General features: G+C 62.7%; 24 protein-coding genes. 16 read left to right on the top strand and 8 right to left on the bottom strand.

What is annotated here, in order from left to right:
- Window positions 1–18 precede the first annotated feature (18 nt).
- From lgt to NKI61_RS00930, 8 genes are all read left to right on the top strand, one after another.
- Entirely contained in the window at window positions 19–903 is an 885-nt protein-coding gene (gene lgt / locus NKI61_RS00965; RefSeq protein ID WP_023672032.1) for a prolipoprotein diacylglyceryl transferase, read from the top strand.
- Window positions 900–1,964: a class I SAM-dependent methyltransferase gene (locus tag NKI61_RS00960; RefSeq protein WP_352838674.1), complete on the top strand. Its 1,065-nt coding sequence runs from the start codon at window positions 900–902 to the stop codon at window positions 1,962–1,964. The genes lgt and NKI61_RS00960 overlap by 4 nt, the downstream gene beginning before the upstream one ends.
- A gap of 151 nt (window positions 1,965–2,115) precedes the next feature.
- A complete protein-coding gene (gene pgeF, locus NKI61_RS00955) occupies window positions 2,116–2,910 on the top strand; it encodes a peptidoglycan editing factor PgeF (protein WP_352838673.1) in 795 nt (264 codons plus the stop codon).
- Complete coding sequence (locus tag NKI61_RS00950; protein ID WP_023672036.1) at window positions 2,910–4,061, top strand: M24 family metallopeptidase; 1,152 nt, start codon at window positions 2,910–2,912, stop codon at window positions 4,059–4,061. Before pgeF ends, NKI61_RS00950 begins: the two co-directional genes overlap by 1 nt.
- A gap of 55 nt (window positions 4,062–4,116) precedes the next feature.
- Window positions 4,117–4,713 (top strand): hypothetical protein, encoded by a 597-nt coding sequence (locus NKI61_RS00945; protein WP_023686118.1) that lies wholly within the window; start codon window positions 4,117–4,119, stop codon window positions 4,711–4,713.
- Window positions 4,714–4,854: 141 nt separating this feature from the next.
- Window positions 4,855–5,790, top strand: coding sequence for a ribose-phosphate pyrophosphokinase (locus NKI61_RS00940; RefSeq protein ID WP_023686119.1), 936 nt, complete (start codon window positions 4,855–4,857; stop codon window positions 5,788–5,790).
- A 93-nt stretch (window positions 5,791–5,883) separates the two neighbouring features.
- Window positions 5,884–6,399 carry a hypothetical protein gene (locus NKI61_RS00935; protein ID WP_352838672.1) on the top strand — a complete coding sequence of 172 codons (516 nt, stop codon included), beginning with the start codon at window positions 5,884–5,886 and terminating at the stop codon, window positions 6,397–6,399.
- Window positions 6,400–6,545: 146 nt separating this feature from the next.
- Window positions 6,546–7,517: a Bug family tripartite tricarboxylate transporter substrate binding protein gene (locus NKI61_RS00930; protein WP_352838671.1), complete on the top strand. Its 972-nt coding sequence runs from the start codon at window positions 6,546–6,548 to the stop codon at window positions 7,515–7,517.
- Between the two features lie 35 nt (window positions 7,518–7,552).
- On the opposite strand, the gene NKI61_RS00925 is transcribed toward NKI61_RS00930, so the two are convergent.
- The gene (locus NKI61_RS00925) at window positions 7,553–8,425 is read right to left on the bottom strand and encodes an AraC family transcriptional regulator (RefSeq protein ID WP_352838670.1); all 873 of its coding nucleotides are present in this window, start codon (window positions 8,423–8,425) and stop codon (window positions 7,553–7,555) included.
- Between the two features lie 203 nt (window positions 8,426–8,628).
- Here NKI61_RS00925 and NKI61_RS00920 point away from each other — a divergent pair, with 203 nt between their 5' ends.
- The gene (locus NKI61_RS00920; protein WP_352838669.1) at window positions 8,629–9,873 is read left to right on the top strand and encodes an MFS transporter; all 1,245 of its coding nucleotides are present in this window, start codon (window positions 8,629–8,631) and stop codon (window positions 9,871–9,873) included.
- A gap of 142 nt (window positions 9,874–10,015) precedes the next feature.
- Window positions 10,016–10,930: an alpha/beta fold hydrolase gene (locus NKI61_RS00915; RefSeq protein ID WP_352838668.1), complete on the top strand. Its 915-nt coding sequence runs from the start codon at window positions 10,016–10,018 to the stop codon at window positions 10,928–10,930.
- A gap of 98 nt (window positions 10,931–11,028) precedes the next feature.
- Here the strand turns inward: NKI61_RS00915 and NKI61_RS00910 are convergent, their stop codons facing one another.
- Window positions 11,029–11,871 (bottom strand): alpha/beta fold hydrolase, encoded by an 843-nt coding sequence (locus NKI61_RS00910; RefSeq protein ID WP_352838667.1) that lies wholly within the window; start codon window positions 11,869–11,871, stop codon window positions 11,029–11,031.
- 149 nt (window positions 11,872–12,020) lie between these two features.
- Between NKI61_RS00910 and NKI61_RS00905 the strand changes: the two genes are divergently transcribed.
- Window positions 12,021–12,452 (top strand): MarR family winged helix-turn-helix transcriptional regulator, encoded by a 432-nt coding sequence (locus NKI61_RS00905; protein WP_352461951.1) that lies wholly within the window; start codon window positions 12,021–12,023, stop codon window positions 12,450–12,452.
- A gap of 22 nt (window positions 12,453–12,474) precedes the next feature.
- On the opposite strand, the gene NKI61_RS00900 is transcribed toward NKI61_RS00905, so the two are convergent.
- From NKI61_RS00900 to NKI61_RS00885, 4 genes are all read right to left on the bottom strand, one after another.
- Complete coding sequence (locus NKI61_RS00900; protein WP_352838666.1) at window positions 12,475–13,236, bottom strand: glutamine amidotransferase; 762 nt, start codon at window positions 13,234–13,236, stop codon at window positions 12,475–12,477.
- 78 nt (window positions 13,237–13,314) lie between these two features.
- Window positions 13,315–14,316 carry a rhamnose ABC transporter substrate-binding protein gene (locus tag NKI61_RS00895; protein WP_023701576.1) on the bottom strand — a complete coding sequence of 334 codons (1,002 nt, stop codon included), beginning with the start codon at window positions 14,314–14,316 and terminating at the stop codon, window positions 13,315–13,317.
- 46 nt (window positions 14,317–14,362) lie between these two features.
- Window positions 14,363–15,352 (bottom strand): ABC transporter permease, encoded by a 990-nt coding sequence (locus NKI61_RS00890; RefSeq protein ID WP_023670040.1) that lies wholly within the window; start codon window positions 15,350–15,352, stop codon window positions 14,363–14,365.
- The gene (locus NKI61_RS00885; RefSeq protein ID WP_023705906.1) at window positions 15,349–17,910 is read right to left on the bottom strand and encodes an ATP-binding cassette domain-containing protein; all 2,562 of its coding nucleotides are present in this window, start codon (window positions 17,908–17,910) and stop codon (window positions 15,349–15,351) included. Before NKI61_RS00885 ends, NKI61_RS00890 begins: the two co-directional genes overlap by 4 nt.
- 239 nt (window positions 17,911–18,149) lie before the next feature.
- On the opposite strand from NKI61_RS00885, the gene NKI61_RS00880 reads away from it, so the two are divergent.
- The 5 genes from NKI61_RS00880 (at window position 18,150) to NKI61_RS00860 (ending at window position 23,418) form a co-directional block, all read left to right on the top strand.
- A complete protein-coding gene (locus NKI61_RS00880; RefSeq protein WP_352838665.1) occupies window positions 18,150–19,382 on the top strand; it encodes an ROK family transcriptional regulator in 1,233 nt (410 codons plus the stop codon).
- Between the two features lie 265 nt (window positions 19,383–19,647).
- A complete protein-coding gene (locus NKI61_RS00875) occupies window positions 19,648–20,292 on the top strand; it encodes a 50S ribosomal protein L25/general stress protein Ctc (protein ID WP_023686131.1) in 645 nt (214 codons plus the stop codon).
- Between the two features lie 21 nt (window positions 20,293–20,313).
- Window positions 20,314–21,054, top strand: a complete 741-nt coding sequence (pth, locus tag NKI61_RS00870; RefSeq protein WP_023701571.1) for an aminoacyl-tRNA hydrolase — start codon at window positions 20,314–20,316, stop codon at window positions 21,052–21,054.
- A 94-nt stretch (window positions 21,055–21,148) separates the two neighbouring features.
- Entirely contained in the window at window positions 21,149–22,252 is a 1,104-nt protein-coding gene (gene ychF, locus NKI61_RS00865; RefSeq protein WP_023686133.1) for a redox-regulated ATPase YchF, read from the top strand.
- 239 nt (window positions 22,253–22,491) lie between these two features.
- On the top strand, window positions 22,492–23,418 hold the full coding sequence (locus tag NKI61_RS00860; RefSeq protein ID WP_084627161.1) for a three-Cys-motif partner protein TcmP: 927 nt from the start codon (window positions 22,492–22,494) through the stop codon (window positions 23,416–23,418).
- Here NKI61_RS00860 and NKI61_RS00855 read toward each other — a convergent pair.
- The gene (locus tag NKI61_RS00855; protein WP_023683701.1) at window positions 23,373–24,125 is read right to left on the bottom strand and encodes a DUF5131 family protein; all 753 of its coding nucleotides are present in this window, start codon (window positions 24,123–24,125) and stop codon (window positions 23,373–23,375) included. The genes NKI61_RS00860 and NKI61_RS00855 overlap by 46 nt on opposite strands.
- Window positions 24,126–24,268: 143 nt before the next feature.
- Window positions 24,269–24,878, bottom strand: a 610-nt coding sequence (locus NKI61_RS00850; protein WP_352838664.1) for an IS256 family transposase, incomplete at its 5' end; no start/stop codon positions are given.

The raw sequence follows: 24,878 nt of genomic DNA, 5'->3' as shown, positions 1-24,878 counted from the left end.
CCCTCCCAGGAGATCCTGTTGAACGACTATTTCCCGCTGCCGATGGCGTCGCTGTCCTTCCCCAACATCGACCCGATCCTGGTTCAGATCGGCCCGCTGGCTGTGCACTGGTACGGCATCGGCTATATCGTCGGCATCCTGTTCGCCTGGTGGTACGCCAAGCGGCTCGTCACCAACACAAGGCTGTGGCCTGATGGCGTCTTGCCGATGAAGCCGATCGACCTCGACGATTTCATCGTCTGGGCTGCCGTCGGCGTCGTACTTGGCGGCCGCACCGGCTATGTGCTGTTCTACGATTTAAAGCGCTATATCGACCACCCGCTCGACATCTTCGCCGTCTGGCAGGGCGGCATGTCGTTCCATGGCGGCCTGCTTGGCGTCATCCTCGCCATGACGCTGTTTTCCCTCAAGCGCGGCATCCGCACCTGGACGCTGTTCGACGTGGTGGCAGCCGGCGTGCCGGTCGGGCTCGGCCTCGTCCGCATCGCGAACTTCGTCAATGCCGAACTCTGGGGTCGCGTGACCGACGTGTCGTGGGGCGTCGTCTTCTGCAACGAGCGTCTCCAGCAGACCGTGGCGGGTTGTGTCGCGGGCCTGGAGCCTCGCCATCCGAGCCAGCTCTACGAAGCGCTGCTCGAGGGCGCGGTGCTGTTCCTGGTCCTGCGCTTCCTCACCCATTCGCGGCTGAAGCTGAAGACGCCGCGCTTTGTCGGCGGCGCCTTCATTTGCGGCTACGGCCTGTCACGCATCTTCGTCGAGTTCTTCCGCGAGCCCGACCAGCAGCTCGGCTACCTCCTCGGCGGCTGGCTCACCATGGGCATGGTGCTGTCGCTGCCGATGGTGCTGGCCGGCATCTGGGCGATGGCCACAGCCAAACCGGCGCCGCAACCACAGCCGGCATGACACGGCTGAAGACCCGCATCGTCGACCTGATCGGCGCGCTCGGCCCCCTCCCCGTCAACGAGTACATGGCGCTCTGCCTGTTCGATCCCAGCGACGGTTACTACACCACGCGCGAGCCGTTCGGCGCCGCCGGCGACTTCGTCACCGCACCCGAGATCAGCCAGATGTTCGGCGAACTCGTCGCCGTCTGGCTCTATCAGGCCTGGCTGGCGATCGGCCGACCCCTGCCGGTCACCATCGCGGAGATCGGGCCTGGCCGCGGCACGCTGATGAAGGACATGCTTCGCACCCTGACGCGGCTCGATCCGGCTATCGCCGCCGGAGCCTCCTTCGCCCTGGTCGAGACCAGTCCGCGGCTGACTGAAATCCAGAAGCAGACGCTTGCCGAAACTTCGGTTGAGCTCGGCTGGCACGAAACCATCGCCACACTGCCGCAGGCGCAGTTGCTGATTGTCGGCAACGAATTGTTCGACGCTGTGCCGATCCGCCAGTTCATCCGCGCCGGCGCCGGATGGCGAGAACGGATGATCGGCCTTGATGACGCAGATGAGTTGAGCTTCTTCGCCGGCGCCGGTTCGGTCGAGGCAACGCTGCTGCCGGAAGACGCCGCCGAGGCGCCACAAGGCTCTATTTTCGAAATAGCACCGGCCCGCGCGGCACTGATGGCGACCATTGCCGAACGCATAGCCGACCACGGCGGCGCCGGGCTGTTCCCCGATTACGGCCATCTCCAGCCCGGTTTCGGCGACACATTGCAGGCCGTGCGCAGGCACGCCCCCGAAGATGTGCTGGCCAATCCCGGCGAAGCCGATCTCACCGCCCATGTCGACTTCGCTGCACTGGCCGCCGTCGTGCGGGCGCATGGCCTCGATGTGGAATTGGCGACGCAGGGCGACTTTCTGCTTGGCATGGGATTGCTTGAGCGAGCTGGCCAGTTGGGCAGCCAGGCAAGCCAAGAGGCACGACAAACCATTGCCGATGCCGTCGAGCGCCTGGCCGGACCCGACGGCATGGGCACGCTGTTCAAAATCCTGAAAATCCTGCCGCATCAGCCAGTCTGACCCTCAGAGATCGTTACAAGCCGTCCCGCCATGTCGCTTGTGGTCGCATGCCTGCTTTTGGCCAATGCAAAGTCGACGCAGCAGCACTGTCGCAATCACTCGGCCGAACTTCGCCTTGACGAAAACGCCGGCGCGGACAACAAACCCATCCATGCTGAATCAGACCAAACCGGATCCTGTTCGCTCGCCGCTGCTGGAAGCGGCCAAGCCGCGAGGTATCCGCCATGGCTATTTCACCCGTATCGGCGGCGTCTCCGGCGGCATCTATCAGGGACTTAACATCGGCACCGGGTCGGATGACGATCAGATGCTGGTCGCCGAGAACCGCCGCCGCGTCGCTGCCTGGATGGGTGTACCGGCCAGCCATCTCCTGACCGCGCATCAGGTCCACTCGCCCGATGTCGTTATTGCCAGGGAACCCTTTCCCGGCCCGCGGCCCAAGGCCGACGCCATCGTCACCGACCGGCCGGGCATCGCCATCGGCGCCTCGACGGCCGATTGCGGCCCGGTGCTGTTCGCCGATGCTCAAGCGCGCATCATTGGCGCAGCGCATGCCGGCTGGAAGGGCGCTTTTGCCGGCGTGCTTGAAAACACCATTGCCGCGATGGAAAGCCTTGGCGCCCGCCGTGAGCGCATCATTGCGGTTCTCGGTCCTTCGATCGGCCCCGACAATTACGAGGTCGGGCCGGAATTCGTCGCCCGTTTCGTCGAAGCCGATGCCGAAAACATCGGCTATTTCGCGCCTTCGGCCAATCCGGCGCATGCAATGTTCGATCTCAACCTCTATACGGTCGACCGGCTGAAGAAGGCTGGCGTGACCGCGCAGGGGCTTGGCCGCTGCACCTATGCCGAGGAGGATCTCTTCTTTTCCTACCGGCGCGCGACGCATCGCAAGGAACCGGACTACGGTCGGCAGGTTTCGGCAATTGTTTTGGAGAACGGATAATGGCGCTGCATTTCGAACGGTCGGAATTTGACGCCCGGCGTGACCGGTTGATGATCGAGATGACGGAAAAGAAGCTCGATGCTGTACTGCTTTTCGCCCAGGAGAGCATGTACTGGCTAACCGGCTACGACACGTTCGGCTTCTGTTTCTTCCAGTGCCTGGTTGTGAAGGCTGACGGCTCGATGGTGCTGCTCACCCGCTCGGCCGATTTGCGCCAGGCGCGCCACACCTCGATCATCGACAACATCGTGCTGTGGACCGACCGCGACGGCGCCAACCCGGCGATCGACCTGCGCAACCTGCTCAACGACCTCAATCTCCTTGGCGCCCGCATCGGCGTCGAATACGACACCCATGGCCTGACCGCCTTCAATGGCCGCCGCGTCGACGAGCAGCTGCAGACCTTCGGCCAGATCGCCGACGCCTCCGGTATTGTCGGCCGTCTGCGCCTGTTCAAGAGCCCGGCTGAAATCGCCAAGGCCGAAAAGGCCGCCAACCTTTCCGACGACGCGCTCGACGCGGCCCTGCCGCTGATCAAGCAGGGCGGCGACGAAGCGCTGATCCTTGCCGCCATGCAGGGCGCGGTGTTTGCCGGCGGCGGCGACTATCCGGCCAATGAATTCATCATCGGCTCGGGCATCGACGCGCTGCTCTGCCGCTACAAGGCCGGGCGCCGCAAGCTGACCAAGAACGATCAGCTGACGCTCGAATGGGCCGGCGTGTTCCATCACTATCACGCGCCGATGATGCGCACCGTGCTGACCGGCAAGGCGTCGAAGCGCCATCAGGAGCTGTTCGACGCCGCCCGCGCGGCTCTTCTGGCGGTCGAGAAGGCGATGACGCCCGGCAACACCTTCGGCGACGTCTTCGACGCGCATGCCCGCACGCTGGAGGCGCACAGCCTGACCAAGCATCGGTTGAACGCCTGCGGCTATTCCGTCGGCGCCCGCTTCACCCCGTCCTGGATGGATATGCCGATGTTCTACCAGGGCAATCCCGAGCCGATCGCGCCCAACATGACATTGTTCGCGCACATGATCATCATGGACTCCGAAACCGAGACGGCGATGACGCTTGGCCGCACCTACCTGACCACCGAATCCCAGCCGAAGCCGCTTTCACGCCATGATCTCGACTTGATCGTACAGTGAATCCATAATGGTTGGTCCACGCGGGGGCGTTCGCGACTAAGGAGTTTTCGGGCAGATGAGACGATCGCATGTGACGACCGTGTCATTGCTCGCAGCGCTTGTGCTGGCCGCTTGCACCAATGCCAAGGACGTCCTTGAGCCGTCCGCCATCACGCCGCCGGCAGCCTCGGCCCAACCGGCTCAGCCCTTGGCTGCCCCGGGCATCGCGCCCGCCGCCACACCAGCGCCGGCCGTCGGCGCCACGACACCCGCCAACCCCGCGCAGAGCGCCGCCGCCTTGTCGAAGACTCGGCTGCAGATCGCGCCGATCGTCGGCGCCTCCGTGGAAGCGGCAACGCCGCTGACGGCCGAACTGCAGACACGCGCCAAGCAGCGCGGCATCACCCTTGCCGGCAGCGCCGACCAGGCCGCCACCCATGTGCTGAAGGGCTACTTCTCGACCATGACGGAAGGCAAGGATACCACCGTTATCTATGTCTGGGACGTCTATGACCCCGCTGGCAACCGGCTACACCGCATCAATGGCCAGCAGAAGGCGCCCTCGGTCAATGCCGCCGAAGGCTGGCCCGCGGTTGCACCCGCTACCATGCAGGCGATCGCCGACCAGACGATCGACCAGTTCGCGGCCTGGCTCGGCGGCAGCGCCGGCTGATCCGCCTGTTACCGGCTTCCGTTCACTGTTGACGTTTTTGAGATTAGCCGGCGGATTCCCGTCAACGAGGCTTGCAATACCGGCACGGCTCGCTACAAGCCCGATTAAGAGGACCTCCCCATCCTTCGCCAGGAACGGTGCATGAAGCTTTTCGCGGGCAATTCCAACCGGGTGCTGGCCGAAGCGGTCGCCCGCTATCTCAATGTCCCGCTGGGCAAGGCCAGCGTCAGACGCTTCGCCGATCAGGAAATCTTCGTCGAAATCCAGGAAAACGTGCGCGGCGAGGATGTCTTCATCCTGCAGTCGACCTCGTTCCCGACCAACGATCATCTGATGGAACTGCTCATCATGATCGATGCCTTCATGCGCTCCTCGGCCAAGCGCATCACCGCGGTCATCCCCTATTTCGGTTACGCCAGGCAGGATCGCCGGGCCTCGGGCCGCACACCGATCTCGGCCAAGCTGGTCGCCAACATGATCACCCGCGCTGGCGTCGACCGCGTTTTGACGCTCGACCTCCATGCCGGCCAGATCCAGGGTTTTTTCGACATTCCGACCGACAATCTGTTCTCGGTGCCGGTGATGGCCCGCGACGTGAAGGCAAAATACAAACAGCTTGCCAATGTCGTCGTCGTCTCGCCCGATATTGGCGGCGTGGTGCGCGCCCGCGCGCTCGCCAAACGCTTCGACGCACAACTGGCCATCGTCGACAAGCGCCGCGAACGTCCCGGTGAATCCGAAGTGATGAACATCATCGGCGCGGTCGCCGGCAAGGATTGCCTGCTGATCGACGATATCGTCGATTCCGGCGGCACGCTGTGCAACGCCGCCGATGCGCTGCTCGCCAACGGCGCTACCAGCGTCACCGCCTATATCACCCACGGCGTGCTGTCGGGCGGTGCGGTCGCCCGGATCAGCGGCTCGAAGCTGCAGGAACTGGTGATCACCGATTCCATCCAGCCGACGCAAGGCGTGCTCGACGCCCCGAATATCCGCGTCATCTCCATCGCCGACCTGATGGGCGAGGCGATTTCGCGCACAGCGACCGAAGAGTCCGTGTCGAGCCTGTTCGATTAATCCATGTTGCCCAAAAGCGTGCCCCCGGGCCTGGCACCGGGGTAATCTCGTTTTTGGAATCTGCCCCAAACCGTCGTGAAAGGAGCGCAGCTGATGCGCAATCGAATCAAGGCTGCAGGCATCGCAGGAATGCTTCTCGCAATCGGCATCGCCAGCGCGGCCTATGCGCCGACAGTCGCTCCCGTTTCGACCGCGCAGGCGCAAACGGAATATCTTCCCACCGAAAAGGATTTCATCGGCAAATGGAGCATCGCGGGGTCCGCAATCCGGCCACCGCGTGATCTGAAGGAGCCGGCGAAGCCCGACCAGGAAGCGTCTGCGACCGAATTTCAGCAGACTGTGACCGCCTTTTATGGCGCCTTCGACCATCTGGAGATCACGGCGGACGGCCGCTACAATTTTCACCAACCGGGTGACCCGGCATCGGGGCCTTGCGTCTGGTGCGGGACATGGTCGTTCAAGAACGATTCCCTGTGGCTCGAACTGGACACGGCGCCCAGGCTCGACATCTACGCCGAGGGCGGCGACATGCAGATGACCTACACGGCCGAGCCTGAAGAGACGTCACGATACAAATGGCTTGTTTTCAGCTGGACCAAGGCTGATTGAACTGAGGGGTGAGGCGTTCTCGCGCACGCCAACCGAAGCATCGGTGTCAAGCCCGATCTCCTGAGGCGGGCAGTCAGTCCATGGTTGCATTGTGCGAGGAGTTCACCATGGCCATACTGCCCCTCCAATCAACGGAGGAGTAGCAGATGCGGCGTAGGACTTTGCTCGGGCTCGCGGTTTCCATCGCAGCCACCCTTTCAGCACCGGCGGCCTGGGCCGCCGATTTTCCGGGCCGGACCATCACCATGGTTGTCCCCTTTTCCGCCGGTGGCTCGACGGATCTGGTCGCGCGCCTGGTCGCCAACAAGATGTCCGAAAAGCTGGGCCAGCAGATTGTCGTCGAAAATGTCGGCGGCGCCGGGGGCAGCATCGGCGCTGCCCAGGTCGCCCGAGCCGAACCGGACGGCTACACGATCCTGATGGGCACGGTCGCAACCCACGCGCTCAACCCGCTGATCCTGAAGACAAAGCCCTACGATGCGGAGAAGGATTTTGCGCCGATATCGTTGCTCGTGCTGGTGCCAAACGTCCTGGTCGTGAACCCTGAATTCCCTGCCAAGGACGTCAAGGAACTGATCGAGATGCTGAAGAAGGATCCGGACAAATATGCCTACGCCTCATCAGGCAATGGCACCCCGCTCCATCTCTCCGGCGAGCTTTTCAAGACGATGGCCGGCGTCAGCATGCAGCACATTCCCTACAAGGGCGCCGGACCGGCCTTGAACGACGTTATCGGCAATCAGGTGCCGATGATGTTCGACAACCTCCCCTCTTCATCGGGCCATATCAAGAGCGGGACGCTGAGAGCGCTTGGCGTCACCACCAAGGAGCGCGTTCCCTCCTTCCCCGACATACCGGCCATTGCCGAAACCATTCCCGGCTATGAAACCTACAGCTGGAACGCTCTGTTCGCGCCCGCAGGCACGCCGCCGGAGGTCGTCGCCGTTCTTCAGAAGGCGGCAGTTGAAGCCCTGAAAGACCCTGATGTGATCGCCCGCATGGCCCAGTTCAGCGCCTCGATCGTGGCCTCCACCCCGGAAGAGCTTGGAGCGCATGTGAAGGCCGAACTCGCCAAATGGGAACCGATCGTCAAGGCCAGCGGCGTTCAGCTGGACTAGGGCCTACGACAAAGTGCTGCGGGCTTTTCCTGGCGCTACGGCGCCGGGGCCTCAAGCCGAGGCTGAGCCCGCTGCATGCCTTCGTCGCGGGCGCTGCGCATATAGAAGCGCGGCGAGGCGCCGAGCATGCGCTTGAACATGGTTATGAATGCCGGCACGCTGTCATAACCGAGGTCGAGCGCCACCCTGGTGATCGGCTCGCCGTCGGCGAGCCTGGGAAGAGCCGCAAACAGGCAAGCCTGCTGGCGCCATGTCGACAAGGACAGTCCGGTCTGGCGGTGGAAGGCACGGGTGAAGGAGCGCCGGCTCATCCCCGCGGCATTCGCCCACTCGTCGATCGTGGCGTGCGGCGAAGGTGCCGCGACAAAGCGTCGGCAGAGCGCCGCCAGCCTCGGATCAGACGGGAACGGCAGGCCGAGCGGCCGTTCCGGCAAGGTCGGGATCTCGTGCAGCAAGAGGTTCATGATCAACCCGCCGCGGCCTTCCAGTTCGCCGCCTTGCGGCAGCTTTTCCGATTCGACGATCAGGCTGTGCATCAGCTCGGTGATGCCGACGACGCGCAAACCTTCCGGCAGGCCCGGGATCGCGCCCGGCATGACATAGACCGAGCGCATCGAGACATCGCCCAGCATTTCGACGGAATGCTCGGTGCCGGCCGGTATCCACATTGCGTGGTCGGGTGGCACCATCCAGCGCCCGTACCTGGTCGTCACCAGCACGACACCGACCAGCGCATGCAGCAGCTGGCTGCGGCTGTGGCGGTGTTGCGGAACGTGGTAGCCGTCGGGATATTCGGTCGGCAAAGCCACCGCCGGCCCGGAAACCTCCTCCAGCCACTGCCAGCGGCTTTCGTGCAATCGGCCGAGATCGGCATTGCCGGCGCGGAAGATATCCCTGCGATGTGGCATCGGCTATGGCCCACTTGCGAAACTATTGGACCAAACCACGAAAGAAGTCGCCTCGCAAGCGGCTTATAAGGCAGCCATCCCCAAGGCGCTCCGCAGGGGCGTCGCCCAAGCGCTTCAGACGAGCGTCCTTAAGGCGGTCCGCGGGAGCGGCCGCCAAGCCTGCCCGCGGGCAAACACCCGCCAAAAAGACCTCGGAGCCTGCCTTGACCGATACGACAGCCACCAGCATTGCACCGCAGCCAAGCGCCAGCCTCCCTTCAGCCCAGGCGACCGCCTTCACCGTCATTCTGGCGGTGAGCTTTTGCCACGGCATCAACGACATCATGCAATCGCTGCTGCCGGCGATCTATCCGCTGCTGAAAGAGAATTACGGTCTCGATTTCTGGCAGATCGGTCTTCTGACCTTCACCTTCCAGGTCACGGCGTCGCTGCTGCAGCCGGTCATCGGCATGATCACCGACAAGCGGCCAATGCCCTATTCGCTGCCCTACGGCATGGCGTCCTCGCTGATTGGCCTGATCGTTCTGGCCTATGCCGGCCACTATGCGCTGCTTCTGGTCGGCGCCTCGCTGATCGGCATCGGCTCGGCGATCTTCCATCCGGAATCCTCGCGCATTGCCCGCTTTGCCTCCGGCGGCCGCTTTGGCCTGGCGCAATCTTTGTTCCAGGTCGGCGGCAATTTCGGCCAGTCGATGGGGCCGCTGCTCGCTGCCTTCATCGTTGTGCCCTTCGGCCAGACCAGCATTTCATGGTTCGCCGTCGGGTCTCTGATCGGCATCATCGTTTTGTCGCGGGTCGGCGGCTGGTACAGCCGGATGCGCGCCGCGCAGGGCAATCGCAAGGCGGCAAGCTTCGTCTCCCCCTTCCCGCGCAAGAAGGTGATGGGAGCGCTGGCGGTGCTGACGCTGCTGGTGCTAACCAAGAACGCCTACATCGCCTCGCTCTCCAGCTACTACACCTTCTATTCCATCCATAAGTTCGGCGTGTCGGTGCAGATGAGCCAGGTCATGCTGTTCCTGTTCCTCGGCGCCTCGGCGCTGGGCATCCTGCTCGGCGGACCGTTCGGCGACCGCTACGGCCAGAAGGCGATGATCTGGTTCTCGATCGTCGGCGTGCTGCCGTTCACGCTGGCGCTGCCCTACGCCAATTTCGAATGGACGATGGTGCTGACGGTGCTGATCGGCCTGATCCTGTCCTCGGCCTTCTCCAACATCGTCGTGTTTGCGCAGGAGTTGGTGCCGGGACGTGTCGGCACCATCGCCGGGATCTTCTTCGGCCTCGCCTTCGGCATGGGCGGCATTGCAGCCGCCGTGCTCGGCGTCGTCGCCGACATGAAGGGCATCGATTTCGTCTTCCAGATCTGCTCGTATCTGCCGCTGCTCGGCCTGCTGACGGTGTTCCTGCCCAACATGAAGGAAGCCAGGAAGGCGCAAGCGGCGGCCAGATAAAACCGGTCGATTTTGCGGATTTGACGCAGGGCGCGGCATTGCTGCGCCCTCTGTGATTCTTTCACCATGCGCTGGTTGAAAAGCCTGCTAGAGATAGTCATCAACGAAGGCTTGGGGCCTTCGACGTCTCTGGGGGGATGACATGCGCAAGATCGTATTGGCCGTATTGGGTGTGCTTCTTGTTACCTCGCCGGCGACGGCACGCATCGTTCCCTTTCCGCCGGGTTTCAAGACGCAGTCCGTCGAAACCAACGGCACCAAACTCTATGTGCGCGTTGGCGGCAAGGGTCCCGCCGTCGTGCTGCTGCACGGCTTTGCCGATACCGGAGACATGTGGGGCGCCGCGGCCATCGCCCTCGCAAAGGACCACACCGTCATCGTGCCGGACCTGCGCGGCATGGGTCTGTCGGCCCACCCGGAAGCGGGCTACGCCAAGAAGAACCAGGCCGTCGACATCGCCGGCGTGTTGGATGCCCTGAAGATCGACAAGGCAGATCTCGTCACCCACGACATCGGCAACATGGTCGGCTATGCGCTTGCCGCGCAATATCCCAAGCGCATCACCAAATGGGTCATCATCGATGCGCCGCTGCCCGGCATCGGCGATTGGGAAAAGATCAAGCAAAGCCCGCTGCTTTGGCACTTCAACTTCCGCGGCCCGGATATGGAGCGGCTGGTCGCAGGGCGCGAGCGCATCTATCTCGATCGCTTCTACAACGAACTGTCGGCAGACCCCAAGAAGATCGACGAGGCCACGCGCAAGCACTACGCCAGACTCTATGCCCGCCCGCATGCGATGCATGACGCTTTCGAGCAGTTCAAGGCGTTTGACCAGGACGCGATCGACAACCAGGCGATGCTTGCCGCCGGCGGCAAACTGACCATGCCGGTGCTGGCTGTCGGCGGTGAAAAATCCGCCGGCACCACGCAGGCCGATCTCCTGCGGCTTGTTGCGACCGATGTCACGGGCGGCATCGTGCCCGCTTCCGGACACTGGATCATGGAGGAAAACCCCGACGACACCGTCAAACTGATCACTGGTTTTCTCGATAAATAGGCACTGTCCCGCTGACATTTCGACGAAAGCAAATGCACCCGCCCGGCGGCGGGTGCCTTGCCTATCCAACTGGACGATGTCTATTCAACTGAACGATTCTACGCCTTGAAGAACGCCAGCAGGTCGGCGTTGATCACATCGGCGTGGGTGGTCGCCATGCCGTGCGGGAAGCCCTTGTAGACCTTGAGCTCGCCCTTTTTGAGCAGCTTGACAGCCAGCAGCGCGGAGTCGGCGATCGGAACGATCTGGTCGTCGTCGCCATGCATCACCAGCACCGGCACCTCGATGGCCTTCAGATCGTCGGTGAAGTCGGTTTCCGAGAACGCCTTGATGCAATCGTAATGCGCCTTGGTGCCGCCCATCATGCCCTGGCGCCACCAATTCTCGACGACAGCCTGCGACACCTGGGCGCCGGGGCGGTTGAAGCCGTAGAACGGGCCGGCCGCAACATCGTGGAAAAACTGAGCGCGGTTGGCTGCCTGGGCGGAGCGGAAACCATCGAACACCTCGATCGGCAGGCCACCCGGATTGGCCGCCGTCTTCAGCATGATCGGCGGCACCGCGCCGAGCAATGCGGCCTTGGCGACACGGCCACCGGAGCCGTACTTCGCGACATAACGGGCCACTTCGCCGCCACCGGTGGAATGGCCGACATGGATGGCGTCTCTGAGGTCGAGATGCGCCGCAAGTTCCGCGACATCGGCGGCATACGTATCCATCTCGTTGCCGGTATCGGTCTGGGTCGAGCGGCCATGGCCGCGCCGGTCATGGGCAATGACGCGGTAGCCCTTGGAAAGGAAGAACAGCATCTGGGCGTCCCAGTCGTCGCTGCTCAGCGGCCAGCCGTGATGGAAGACGATGGGTTGTCCCGTTCCCCAATCCTTGTAGAAAATTTCGGTGCCGTCCTTGATGGTGATCGTGCTGCTGCCGGGCTTGGTCATCTCGCTCTCCATTGATTGCTTCCGCGATAATCAATATCGCGATAACCATAAGATTAGCGCAGGTCCAAATCCTTGTCTACAGAAAAATATATCGCGATATCATTTTTCGTGGTACATATTGATGTGCTCAGTCGGCAAAGGAATGCCTCGTGCCTCTCCCGTTGGACAACCAGCTCTGCTTCACGCTTTACGCCACCAGCATGGCAATCAATCGCACCTACAAGCCCATGCTGGACGAGATGGGCATCACCTATCCGCAATATCTCGTGCTGAACGCACTTGCCGAAGCCGGCGGGATGTCGGTCGGCTCGATTGCGCACAGGCTCGCTTTGGAATCGAGCACCATCACGCCGCTGGTGAAGCGCATGGAACAGGCCGGTCTCGTCACCCGCCAGCGCAGCCAGACGGACGAGCGCCAAGTGCAGGTCGACCTTACGCCTGCCGGCGGCGCGCTGCTCGTCCAGTGCAACTGCCTCAACGAAACCCTGATCGAACGCTCGGGCATGACGATGGCTGATCTCGATGCCTTGAATCGGCGGATTCAGGCGCTGCGCGAAGCGTTGAGCAGCAAGCCGGACTAGCTGCCCTACAAACACGCCAGGCTTAATCCTTGCCGGCCAGCCAGCGCACGACGTTGCCCATCAGCTTGCCGTAGAGCGGCCATCCCAAAAAGTCCTGCGACAGCCAGTGCGGGCCGATGTCGGTCGCCCACGCGACGGTGCGGCCACGGCCATGCTCACGAACCGCAGTCAGCGGCCAGTCCGTGCCACGATAATGGCAGGTCGCCAGAAGCTGGGACGAGCCGTCGCGCCTGAAATCGAGTTTGTTCATGCCGAGGATCGGCGGCAACGGACCCGCGACACCGGCAAGGATCGGATGCGACGCCTGAAGGATCGACGGCTGCAGGCCTTGCGGCACTTCCAGCCCGTCCGAGAATGGCAGGCAGCGCACGGGCAGCACGTCCTCGACCGGGGTGTCGTGGAAACGCGCCGTGCCGAACATGCCTTGGAACCCCATATAGCCGCCGGCCAGCATCAGCCCGCCGCCGCCTTCGACATAGGCCTTGAGGACGTCGAGGCGGTTGACGCCGATGCGCCCGGCGCGGGCCTCCGGCGTGACCAGCAAGGTCAGCGCGCCGACATCGGAGATCACCACCGCCTGGTATTCGGCCAGCGCGTCGAGGTCATACGGAAATTCGGCCGCACAGCGATCGCCACCGATCTGCGTCACCGCTATGCCCTCTGCGGCAAGGGCGGCATTGAAGGCCGTCGCGCCATTCACCCATGTCGCACTTGTCAGAACGTCGCCGCCGGCAGCGACCGACGTCGTCGCCGCGAAGGTCTCGCCTGCCAGCAAAAGTTTCATCGTCGCCCTCACGCTTTTCGACTGAGGATTGAAAGGCGAGCGCCGGCTCGAGCCGGCGCCCGCAAAGCCTTGGGAGGCTTAGAACTTAAACTCGGCCAGATTTTCCGGCGTCACGATCTTGGCCGGGCCGAGGATCAGTTCGCCGCTGGCCCCAATCGTGTATTCGCCGAGCCTGCCCGCCGTGAACTTCTCACCTTCCTTGCCGGTGATCTTGCACTGCGCCAGCGCCTGGGCCGCCTGATAGGTCAGGTAGCCGAGATCGGTGACATTCCACCAGATGTCCTGGGCGGCGCCGTCCTTGATGTATTTCGAAATCAAAGTGGCCGGCGCAAGGCCGGTCAGCTTGACCTTGCCGATCATGCCGGCTTCCTCGAGTGCGCGCGCGGCCGCCGGAAGGCCAATGCCTGCCGGCACGATGATCACCTTGAGATCCGGAAACGCCTGCACCAGCGCCAAGGCCTGCTGCTGGTTGACCTGCTCGCTCTCCTCGCCATAGGCGACCTGCACCAGTTTCATCTTGGCGTATTTCGGCTCTGCCGCCATCTTCGCCTTCATGAAGTCGATCCAGGCGTTCTGGTTGGTCGCCGTCGGCGTCGACGACAGGATGGCGAACTCGCCTTCGCCGCCGCTGAGGTTGAATGCGCTTTCCAGCATCATTTCGGCCAGACTGTCGCCCTTCACCTGGTTCACGAACACCGCGCGCGCATCGGCCGCGACGTCGGAATCGTACGAGATCACCCGGACGCCTTGCTGAACGGCGCGCTTCAGCGCAGGCGCAACCGCATTGGCGTCGTTGCCGGCGATAGCGATGACCCCGACCTTCTGCGACACAAGGCTGTTGATGAATTCGATCTGTGCCTCGGCCGTCGCTTGCGAAGGGGCAACCTGGGTGGCGGTGCCGCCAATTTCCTTCGCAGCCTCCTCGGCGCCGCCGAAAGCCACCTTGAAGTAGGGATCGGTGTCGAGCTTGGGCAGGAAGCCGACGGTCACCGGTTCCTTGGCGCATTCCTGGCTGTAGGCCAGCGAGGCCGGCGCAAGCAGAACCGCGGATGCGAGCAGGGCTATTCTAAACGCTTTCATTGTGTCTCCTCCGTCAGAATTCGGGCTTGAAGAAAGGGGCCCGAGATCACCCCTTGGTTTCGCGCAGGACGCGCGATCTTGACAGCCGCTCCTCCAGGGAGCGCCAGTAATTGCCGACCAGCAGCGAGCCGATCAGAAGCAGGCCGATGATCATGCCTTGAGCGTCGCCGCCGATCTGGTTGAGCGCCAGCACATTTCGGATGATGGCGATCAACAGCAGCGCCAGCATGACCCCCGTGAGCCGCCCCTTACCACCGAAGACGCTGACGCCGCCGAGCAGCACGATGGTGATGACGTCGAGCTCCATGCCGAGCGCATTGTTGGCGCGGGCGTTGGAGAGGCGCGCGGTATAGACGATGCCGGCGATGGCTGCGACCATGCCCGAAACGACGAACAGCTTCAGCACCATTTTGCGCGTATCGATGCCGGAATAACGCGCCACTTCGGGGCTGCCGCCGAGCGCATAGATGCGCTTGCCGGTCGGCGTCTTCTGCAGCACCACCGCGAAGATCGGCGCCAGCAGCAGGAACGGCACGATGGTCCACGGGATTTGTGTGCCCGGCAGATTGCTGATGCCGAAATCGACGACCGCCGGCGGCAATATGTTGACCGAACCGGTGCCGAGCAGGATGTAGCCAATGCCCCGATAGAGCGCCATGGTGCCGAGCGTCACCACCAGCGACTGCAGCCCCAGCCCTGAAACCAGATAGCCATTGAAGGCGCCGAGCAGGCCGCCGAAGACCAGCGTCAGCGGAATGGCCGCCAGCGTCGGCACGCCGCCCTGGACGAGCAGGCCAAACACCACGGATGTCAGCGCCAGCACCGAGGCGATCGACAGGTCGATCTCGCGGGTGATGATGAGCAGCGTCATCGGCAGGATCAGCAACGCCTTTTCCGAGGCGCTTGCGGCCAATTGCGAGAGGTTGAAGCCGGAGACGAAATTCGGCACGAACACCGCCGCATAGATAAAGACGGCGAGGCAGGCGGTCGCCAGCAGCAGATCCCAGAAGTCGATCGAGCGGATAAACTTTCTCATCTCGCCCTCGCCTGTCTCGCCTGTTCGGCGCGCCGCACGATGAAGGTGTCGATGCCGATGGCAACCAGGATCACCAGGCCATAGACGCCCTGCAGCCAGAGCGGATCGACGCGCACCAGCGTCAGCCCGTTCTTGATGACCAAGAGCGTGAGCGCGCCAAGGATGATGCCGAGCAGCGTGCCCGAGCCGCCGCGGATGGCGACGCCGCCGACCACCGCAGAGGCGATCACCGTGAGTTCGAAGCCGAGCGCGACGCGGGCATCGATGGTGGCGTAGCGCGAAGCCCACAGGGCGCCGCACAGGCCGCCTAGCAGGCCGGCCATGCCGAAGGCCAGCAGGATGCGCCGGTCGACCGGAATGCCGATCAGCCTTGCGCCGTCCGGGTTGGAACCGGTGGCAAACAGCTCGCGCCCGGTTGCGGTGCGATAGAGCAGCACATAGCCGGCGCACAGGATGACAATAGCGATGATGACGATCAGCGGCACGCCTGCGATCTTCAGCCCGGTCATGTCGAGCCAGGCTTGCGTGACTTCGTCGGCGCTGACCTGGTCGCCCGCCGCCCAGATCGAGTTGAAACCGCGGAAGATCGACATCGAAGCCAGCGTAACGACGATGGCCGGGATCTTTCCCCTGGTAACGACAAGGCCGTTGAGCAGTCCGGCAAAGCCGCCGACCGCGCAGGCGGTGATCAGGCCGATGCCGATGTCCAATCCGGGATAGGCCTGAACCATGCTGGCCGCCATATAGGCGGAGAGGCCGATCACGGCTGCGATCGACAGGTCGATGTTGCGGGTGATCAGCACCAGCATCTGCGCCAGTGCGGCGACAATCAGCAAGGCCGCGTCCATCGACACAGCGGTGAGGTTCGCCGCGCTCACCATGCGCGGGTTGATGATGGTGACCGGAATGGCGACGGCGAGCATCGCCGCAAGCAGGCCGAATTCCCGCCGCCTCAGAAAATCGAACGGTCCTTTTGCCTTTTCCTCCTCGGCGGCGCGTTCTATCTGCGCTGCCTGGCCGGCACGTTCATCGGTCCTGGTCGCCGCTTCCAGTACCTTTTCCTGCGTGGCTTGCCCGCGCGAAAACTCAGCAGTCTGGCGGCCTTCGCGCAGCACGATAATGCGGTCGCACATGCCGATCAGCTCGGGCATCTCTGACGAGATCAGCAGGATCGCCATGCCTTGCGCGGCAAGGTCAGCGATCATTGCATGCACTTCCGCCTTGGTACCGACATCGATGCCTTGCGTCGGCTCGTCGAGGATGAGCACGCGCGGCTCGGTGCGCAGCCATTTGGCCAGCACCACCTTCTGCTGGTTGCCGCCGGATAACTCTTTCACCGGCTGCCCGTAGCCGGAAAAGCGCAGCTTCATGCGCTTCAGCCAGTCCGCCACCAGACCGATGGCGCGGTCGGTGCCGTAGAGACCGCGTTGTGCGGCCTTGTCGAGAACAGGTAGCACCGCATTGTCGAGGATGGAGAAATCCATCACCAGGCTCTGGCCCATGCGATCTTCCGACACATAGGCGATGCGCGCATCCATGGCGTCGCGCGCCGAGGCGAACTGCACGGGCTTGCCGTCGATCAGGATTTCGCCGGCGTCGGGCCGGTCGATGCCGAACAGCACGCGCGCAATCTCGGTGCGTCCGCTGCCGACCAGGCCGCCAAGCCCCAGCACCTCGCCGGCGTGAAGCTTGAGGTCGATACCGGCAAACCCGCCGGCGCGCGAAAGTCCCTTCGCCTCCAGCACCAGCGCGCCTGAGGCATGGCGCCGTTCGGGATAGAGGTCGGTGACTTCACGCCCGACCATCATGCTGATGGCGGCAGCGCGGCCAAGCTCGGCCTTCGGCTTGACGCCGATCAGGCGCCCGTCACGCAGCACGGCGATGCGGTCGGCGATGCGGAAGATTTCATCCATGCGGTGGCCGACGAACATCATCGCCACGCCATGCAGCCTGAGATCGGCAACGACGGAAAACAGCCGCTCGACCTCGCGCTGTGACAGCGCCGCCGTGGGCTCGTCCATGATCAGCACGCGGGCATCCAGCGACAGCGCGCGGGCGATCTCGACCAGTTGTTGTTCAGAGGTACGCAGTGTCCCCAGCCGCGTTGCCGCCGGCACGTCGAGCCCGACGGTAGCCAGCACCTTGCGGGCGCCGGCCAGCATGGCGGCATTGTCGATGCCGCCAAAGCGGTCGCGCGGCATGTGGCCGAGATAGATGTTCTCCGCCACCGACAGATCGGGAAACAGGCCAGGATGCTGGTGCATGACCGCAATGCCGGCCGCCTGCGCGTCATGCGGCGAATGGAAGACGGCTGATTTGCCGTCAACCTCGACATGACCGCTGGTGGGAGAATGCACACCGGCCAAAAGCTTCACGCAGGTGCTCTTGCCGGCGCCGTTTTCGCCAAGTAGCGCCAGCACCTCGCCGGAGCGCAATTCGAAGGAGGCGTCCTTGAGCGCAATCGTGCCGCCGAAAGCCTTCGTCGCCTGAACCAGGGCAACAGGAACAGCCCGCACCACCGCAGCGTCGGCTTCGCTTTGTGTGCCCGAGTGCAGCACGTCTCCTCCCGGTCTAGTTATTTTTTAAATTTGCTATATTAAATACCGCAAAGGCGCAACGGCAAAATTGACTTCGGTGGTTCCGACGCGCACTGTCGCCGCCAACACAGGCACTGACGGGTGCCTGCCGCCGCAGTAGTTTATGGCCCTCGCGGCCGAACGACGACGTTGGGGAGATGCGGGTCTTGTCAGGAAAAGGCAGCAATTCTGTCAAAGTTCGGCACTATAACGAGCGTTTCGTGCTCGACGCCATCCGTCGCCTCAAGGAAGCCTCCAAATCCGATCTGGCGCGCGCGGCAAGCCTCACGCCGGCGGCCGTCGCTGCCATCGTCGACGGCTTGGAATCATCCGGATTCGTAAAGCAAGTGGGAAAAAGGTTCGGGCAGCGCGGTTCGCCCTCCACGCTGTACCGGCTGACACCAGAGCGCATCTACAGCGTCGGCATCAAGATCGGCCGGCGGGCGCTGGAAGCCGTTCTTGTCGACTTCGCCGGCGAGATCCGCGGCCGCGAGTCGCATGAATACCGCTTTCCCGACCCCGACCTGGTGCTCAAGGCCGGCAACATGGCGCTGGCCACGTTCGAGAAGCTGGTCGACGGGCTTGGCGATGCCAGCATCGTCGGTGTCGGCATTGCCTCACCCTATTTCCTCGGCGGCTGGAACGAGGAACTCGGCTTTCCCGACGATCTCGGCAGCCGCTGGGAAGCGATCGACCTGACGACATGCTTTGCCACGCCGGCAAAGACGCCGGTGTTCGTGGAAAACGACGCCACGTCGGCGGCGCTGGCCGAACTTGTCCAGGGCGCCGGCGCCCGCTTTCGCGATTTCATGCACATCTCGATCGACACTTTTGTCGGCGGCGGCCTGGTGCAAGGCGGCAGGGTCCATACCGGGCCGCATGGCAACAGCGCTGCCCTCGGACCCTTGCCGGTCTCGCCCTCAAGCCTCGATTCGGTGGCGGCGAAGCCGGCGCGCTACCAGAGCCTGCTGCATCGCGCCTCGATCTATGTGCTGGTCAATCACCTGAGGTCGCGCGGCGTGGTGATCAATCGTGTGCGGGAACTCGATCCGTTGCCACCCGAAGCGCGCGTGCCGCTGTTCGAATGGATCGACGATTGTGCGAGCGCGCTCGTCGAGGCGATCATCGCCATCACCTCCATCATCGACATCGAGGCCGTCGTTCTCGACTCGATCCTGCCCAGGCCGATCCATCTCGAACTGCTGGCAAGGGTGCAGACCCAGTTCAACCAGGCCAGCGCAATCGGCATCGTGGCGCCGGAGATCGTGTCGGGGCAATTCGGCCCTGAGGCCTCCTCGATCGGCGCTGCCATGCTTCCGTTCTCGGCGCTGCTGGCGCCCGACAGCGGCGTGCTCATGATCGGCAAGGACCGGACGAAACTGCTGAGCGCTCTGTCCACGCTCGGTGGCGCCAAGGGAAACGGATCAAATCCGCCCACCGACCTGCCGGCCTGAGCGCAATGCGGCGCGCCCAACGCAGGCATCGGCCGCCCTTGCCCGCCATGGCTTGCACGCCTGCCCGCCTTCCGCTATAGAGCCGCCACCCGCGTAGACACCCTTGGAGGCAACGCGGCGGAAGGCTGCCTTCCCTTGTGATCCCGAACAAAGCTCCGCGTATGCGGTTTCTGGCATTCGGACATCCAGGCCTGGCGGCTTTCGACGTTTACGGTCCAGGCACACTGCCACCGCAAACGCTCCATAAAACGCGAAAGGAAATGCCATGAGCCACGATACTTACGAGCTCAAGGCCGAAGCGCGCGAACAGGTCGGTAAGGGGTCCGCCCGTGCAGTTCGCCGCAACGGTAAAGTGCCTGCAGTTATCTACGGCGACAGACAGCCTCCCCTGGCGATTGCGCTGAACTACAAGGACGTCTTCTACAAAATCCATGGCGGCGGGTTTTTGACCACGATCGCCACGATCGATGTCGACGGCAAGAAAATCCAGGTTCTGCCCAAGGATTTCCAGCTCGACCCGGTCAAGGATTTCCCGGTCCATGTCGACTTCCTGCGCATCGGCAAGGACACCGAGGTCAACGTCGACGTGCCCGTCCACTTCATCAATGAAGACAAGTCGCCCGGCATCAAACGCGGCGGCGTGCTCAACATCGTGCGTCACGAAGTCGAGTTCCACTGCCCGGCCAATGCGATCCCGGAATTCATCACCGTCGATCTCACCGGCGCCGACATTGGCGATTCGATCCACATCTCGGCGGTTACCTTGCCGGCCGGCGTCAAGCCGGTGATCTCCGATCGCGATTTCACCATCGCGACCATTGCCGGCTCCTCGGCGATGAAGCCGGAGACGGAAGAGACGGCGGAAGCGGCAGCCCCCGAAGCGGCGGCTCCTGCTGCCGAAGAGAAGTAATTTTCGGGCCCGGAGTTCACGATGCTTGTCTTTGCAGGCCTCGGCAATCCGGGCGCGAAATACGCTGATAACCGGCACAATGTCGGCTTCATGGCGGCGGACGCAATTGCCCGCCGCCATTCGTTTTCGCCCTGGTCGAAGAAGTTCCAGGGCCTGATCGCCGAAGGCACGATTGCCGGCGAAAAGATTCTTCTGATCAAGCCGCAGACCTTCATGAACCTGTCGGGACAGCCGGTCGGCGAAGCCCTGCGCTTCTACAAGCTCGGCCCCGAGGCGCTGACCGTCTTCTACGACGAGATCGACCTGCCGGCCGGCAAATTGCGGGTCAAGGTCGGCGGTGGCGCCGGCGGACACAACGGCATCCGTTCGCTCGACCAGCATGTCGGCAAGAACTTTCGCCGCGTGCGCATCGGCGTCGGCCATCCCGGCGTCCGGGAAATGGTGCAGTCCCATGTGCTCGGCGATTTCGCCAAGGCCGACCGCGAATGGCTGGACGTGCTGCTCGACACCATCGCCGACGATGCCGGGCTGCTGGCCAAGGGCGACGACAGTTCTTTCATGAACCGGGTGACGCTGGCCTTGCGCGACAAACTAACGCCAACCGGCGACGACGACCGGCCGCCGCCAAAGGCGCCGAAGGCTGAGGGCCCGAAAGCTCAAAGCCACATCCGCCAGGCACGGCCACAGCAGGCGCCGGCCAAGCTGCCGGAAAGCGGCCCGATGGCCGCCATGCTGAAGAAACTGTTCGGCAAGAAGGACTGAGCGTCGATAGGATCGGGACCAAGGGCTTGACGTTGCTCACCCCTATCGCCCATAGCCCTCATCAAATTTCTAGTTTCCCGATAGGACCGGACACATGGGTTTCAAATGCGGCATCGTTGGCTTGCCCAACGTCGGCAAGTCGACGCTTTTCAACGCATTGACCAGGACGGCGGCGGCGCAGGCCGCCAACTATCCGTTCTGCACCATCGAACCGAACACCGGCGAGGTGGCGGTGCCTGATCCGCGGCTGCAGAAGATCGCCGCAATCGCCAAGTCTAAGGAGATCATCCCGACCCGCATCTCCTTCGTCGACATCGCCGGCCTGGTGCGCGGCGCCTCCAAGGGCGAAGGGCTGGGCAACCAGTTCCTCGCCAACATCCGTGAGGTCGACGCCATCGTGCATGTGCTGCGCTGTTTCGAGGATGACGACATCACCCATGTCGAGGGCAAGATCGACCCTGTCGCCGACGCCGATACGGTCGAGACCGAGCTGATGCTCGCCGACCTCGACAGCCTCGAGCGCCGCATCGTGCAGATCCGCAAGCGCGCCGGCAGCAAGGACAAGGAAGCAACCACCGTGCTGCCGATGATGGAGGCCGCACTCGAGCTCCTCCAGGCCGGCAAGCCGACCCGCATCCTGCTCAACGGCATTTCAGCGGAAGACCTGCGCATCCTGCAGGGACTGAACCTCTTGACCTCGCACCCCGTGCTCTATGTATGCAACGTCGCCGAAGCCGACGCCGCCACCGGCAACGAGCACACCAGGGCCGTGGAAAAGATGGCGACCGCGCAGGGCGCCGGCACCGTGGTGATCTCAGCCGCGATCGAAGCCGAAGTCGCCCAGCTCTCCGACGAGGAAGAGATGGAGTTCCTGTCCTCGCTCGGCCTCGACGAACCTGGCCTCAACAAGGTCATCCGCGCCGGCTATGATCTGTTGCACCTGATCACCTATTTCACCGCCGGGCCGAAAGAGACGCGCGCCTGGACCATCCACAAGGGCGACAAGGCCCCGCAGGCCGCCGGCGTCATCCACACCGACTTCGAGCGCGGCTTCATCCGCGCCCAGACCATCGCCTATAACGACTACGTCACGCTGGGCGGCGAAGTGGCGGCCAAGGAGGCCGGCAAGGCGCGCGACGAAGGCAAGGAATATGTCGTCCAGGACGGCGACGTGCTGCTGTTCAAGTTCAACACCTGATTTGATGGAAATCGCGTCACCCATGGGGCGCGGCCATGTAGGCGAAGGCAGGCGCCTACACCCGCAGTGGGCACGAGATTGCAGGATGGCATCCCCGATACTGTAAAGCGCACCGATACGGCGGTCGATATCTGGGTAGACGAAATCATTCAGCCTCTATGCGCAATAAATACACCCCTATGACATAGTTCCTCCTAGACACTCCACTCATTCTGCGTATCGATGTACGAGGGTGGAGGATGACGACGATGGTAACACACGTCTTTGGGGGGCCAGACACCCCTAAAAAGCTCCGTTGCTTACAGGAATATCTCCAAGCCTTCGCTATCGCTTTGCGCGATCAGGATTTCGCTTGCGTTTACATCGACGCTTTTGCCGGCTCGGGGACCCGTACAGAAGTCCGCCCCGGTCTTCCTCTCTTCGGTTCAGAAATGGCAGAACCAGAAGAAGTAACCACACGGGGATCAGCCAGGATTGCAATCGAGGTCGACCCGCCGATGCATTCTATCGTGCTGATCGAACAAGATAATTCCCGTTTTGCGCAGCTCGAGGAGCTGATCTCTGAGTATCCCGATCGCAAGATAATTGCTCGAAACGGGGATGCTAACGATCTTGTCCAGCGCCTTTGCAAGCGCACAAATTGGCGCGGACCGGAGACTGTCGGCCGTGGAATTCGTGGCGTTGTCTTTCTCGATCCCTACGGCATGGAGGTTTCCTGGAACACGGTAAAGGCCATCGCAGCAACAGAAGCCTTAGACTGTTGGTATTTCTTTCCGTTATCAGGTCTCTACCGAAATGCTCCCCATGACCCAGCAAAGCTCGATCCGAGCAAGCAGGCAAGCCTGGATCGCGTTCTAGGAGCAACCGATTGGCGGGAGCGTTGGTATGGTCACGAAGGTGCGCGCCAAGACCTATTCGAAACGAACGGGCAAGCAGTTCGACGAGCGGATGTGAACGCTATCGAATCCTACGTGAAGGAGCGCCTGCGCACAGTATTCAAAGGGGCTGTTTTGGACCCAGTTCGCCTTCATCACAAAGGCGGCGCGCCACTGGCTTCACTTTTTTTCGCTGTGTCAAACACTAGTCCGGCCGCAGTCGCACTAGCGACAAAGATGGCCTCTCATATTCTCAAATCGGGAAGATCGTCCCAAAGCCGGTCACGATAGGTGCGGCCTGTCACCTTCTTGTTCTTGCCGCCCCACTGTTTGAAGAAGAACGCTGTGTCCGCATCGGTGCATTGGTCGAAAATCTCGTCCACCCATCGGGTGTCTAGCGGCCTAGCCTGCGGTCCGCTTTCGCCTCCGACGATTGCCCAGTGAATGCTTTTAAGATTGGCGCCGGCGACAGAGCCGATCAGGGGTTCGAATGAAACAAATCTCACGGCCGCAGGAACCGCCCGGAGTTCATCCAGCCTGTACAGCACACGACTATCTTCGACACTGGTGCCGAGCCAGACGTTCGGAAGCACATTAAACTCGGGGGAGGAAAGTACTTCCGACATCCTATCGGGCCGCTTTGTCAGAATTTGATAAGTGTGGCGAGGCGTAGCGGCCATGACCTGCCATATCTCAGCGATGAAGGCCGTTGGCACTTCCGCATGGAAGAGATCCGACATTGAGTTTACGAAGACACGCTTGGGTTTCTTCCACTCTTGCGGAACAGAAAGCGATGCGTGATCGAGCTTAATCTTGCCTGTCCATTTCGCTTTGCCGCCGGTTTTGCGTGTCACCCCCGCATACTTGTCGACTCCCATGGCCTCCAGCCGAGCAGCCATCCTCATCGCGTAGCAATTTGTACATCCGGCAGTGAGGATGGTGCAGCCGGCGACCGGGTTCCAGGTCGCATCTGTCCATTCGATTGATGTTTCGGCCATCAAATCACCTTCCGTGTTGATGGAAGAGTGGCATAGACATTGTAAACGTCACTCTAAGAAATACTCTAGGAATTTGTTCACAACGAGGCTTTTGGGTGGTTGTGTGCGTCAAGTTCTGCAAAATGGGGCGGCCATGATGCTGGTCATGCGGCTTGGCGCAGAGCGAGCTTCTTGTGCTCGCGCAGGTCGTCCATATTGATGTATCGGTTGGCCTCCATCCAGTTTTCATTGGTCTCGACGGCCAACGCCCTGACCAGGCGCAGGCAGCTTTCGGTATTGGGGAAGATGCGCACGACATAGGTGCGCCGGCGGATTTCCTCGTTGAGCCGCTCCAGCATGTTGGTGGATTTGAGATGCTTGTGGTGCTGTCTGGGCAGCCTGAAGAAGGTCAGGGTTTGTTCGATGGCATCCTCGGCCCAGCCTGTCAGGCGCGGATAGCGTGCCGACCATTTGGCAAGCCATGCGGCAAGATCAGCCCTGGCCTCTGCGAGATCGCGCCGGTCGTAGAGCCAGCGCAATTCCTGCAGGCAGTCGTCGCCGTGCTTCCTCGGCAGATGATCGAGCGCGTTCCTGAGGAAGTGCACGTAGCAGCGTTGCCAGGCGGCTTCGGGGATCACCTCGCCGATCGCTGCCACCAGGCCGGCGTGATCGTCGGACACAACCAACTCGACGCCCTTGAGGCCGCGCGCCTTGAGGCCGACGAGGAAGTCCCTCCAGGCCGAGCGGCTCTCGCGATTGGCCATCTCCACGGCC

The sequence above is a fragment of the Mesorhizobium sp. M0514 genome, from assembly GCF_040321145.1.
Lineage (GTDB): Bacteria > Pseudomonadota > Alphaproteobacteria > Rhizobiales > Rhizobiaceae > Mesorhizobium.
This window is presented reverse-complemented; position numbering and strand designations above follow the sequence as displayed.

What these genes read in the sequence shown, in the direction of transcription:
- ychF (WP_023686133.1), top strand. Translation starts at nt 21,149, where the DNA reads ATGGGTTTCAAATGCGGCATCGTTGGCTTGCCCAACGTCGGCAAGTCG.
- NKI61_RS00935 (WP_352838672.1), top strand. Translation starts at nt 5,884, where the DNA reads ATGCGCAATCGAATCAAGGCTGCAGGCATCGCAGGAATGCTTCTCGCA.
- pgeF (WP_352838673.1), top strand. Translation starts at nt 2,116, where the DNA reads ATGCTGAATCAGACCAAACCGGATCCTGTTCGCTCGCCGCTGCTGGAA.
- pth (WP_023701571.1), top strand. Translation starts at nt 20,314, where the DNA reads ATGCTTGTCTTTGCAGGCCTCGGCAATCCGGGCGCGAAATACGCTGAT.
- NKI61_RS00895 (WP_023701576.1), bottom strand. Translation starts at nt 14,316, where the DNA reads ATGAAAGCGTTTAGAATAGCCCTGCTCGCATCCGCGGTTCTGCTTGCG.
- NKI61_RS00855 (WP_023683701.1), bottom strand. Translation starts at nt 24,125, where the DNA reads ATGGCCGAAACATCAATCGAATGGACAGATGCGACCTGGAACCCGGTC.
- NKI61_RS00860 (WP_084627161.1), top strand. Translation starts at nt 22,492, where the DNA reads ATGACGACGATGGTAACACACGTCTTTGGGGGGCCAGACACCCCTAAA.
- NKI61_RS00960 (WP_352838674.1), top strand. Translation starts at nt 900, where the DNA reads ATGACACGGCTGAAGACCCGCATCGTCGACCTGATCGGCGCGCTCGGC.
- NKI61_RS00925 (WP_352838670.1), bottom strand. Translation starts at nt 8,425, where the DNA reads ATGCCACATCGCAGGGATATCTTCCGCGCCGGCAATGCCGATCTCGGC.
- NKI61_RS00910 (WP_352838667.1), bottom strand. Translation starts at nt 11,871, where the DNA reads ATGACCAAGCCCGGCAGCAGCACGATCACCATCAAGGACGGCACCGAA.
- NKI61_RS00940 (WP_023686119.1), top strand. Translation starts at nt 4,855, where the DNA reads ATGAAGCTTTTCGCGGGCAATTCCAACCGGGTGCTGGCCGAAGCGGTC.
- NKI61_RS00875 (WP_023686131.1), top strand. Translation starts at nt 19,648, where the DNA reads ATGAGCCACGATACTTACGAGCTCAAGGCCGAAGCGCGCGAACAGGTC.
- NKI61_RS00930 (WP_352838671.1), top strand. Translation starts at nt 6,546, where the DNA reads ATGCGGCGTAGGACTTTGCTCGGGCTCGCGGTTTCCATCGCAGCCACC.
- NKI61_RS00950 (WP_023672036.1), top strand. Translation starts at nt 2,910, where the DNA reads ATGGCGCTGCATTTCGAACGGTCGGAATTTGACGCCCGGCGTGACCGG.
- NKI61_RS00915 (WP_352838668.1), top strand. Translation starts at nt 10,016, where the DNA reads ATGCGCAAGATCGTATTGGCCGTATTGGGTGTGCTTCTTGTTACCTCG.
- NKI61_RS00945 (WP_023686118.1), top strand. Translation starts at nt 4,117, where the DNA reads ATGAGACGATCGCATGTGACGACCGTGTCATTGCTCGCAGCGCTTGTG.
- NKI61_RS00900 (WP_352838666.1), bottom strand. Translation starts at nt 13,236, where the DNA reads ATGAAACTTTTGCTGGCAGGCGAGACCTTCGCGGCGACGACGTCGGTC.
- NKI61_RS00890 (WP_023670040.1), bottom strand. Translation starts at nt 15,352, where the DNA reads ATGAGAAAGTTTATCCGCTCGATCGACTTCTGGGATCTGCTGCTGGCG.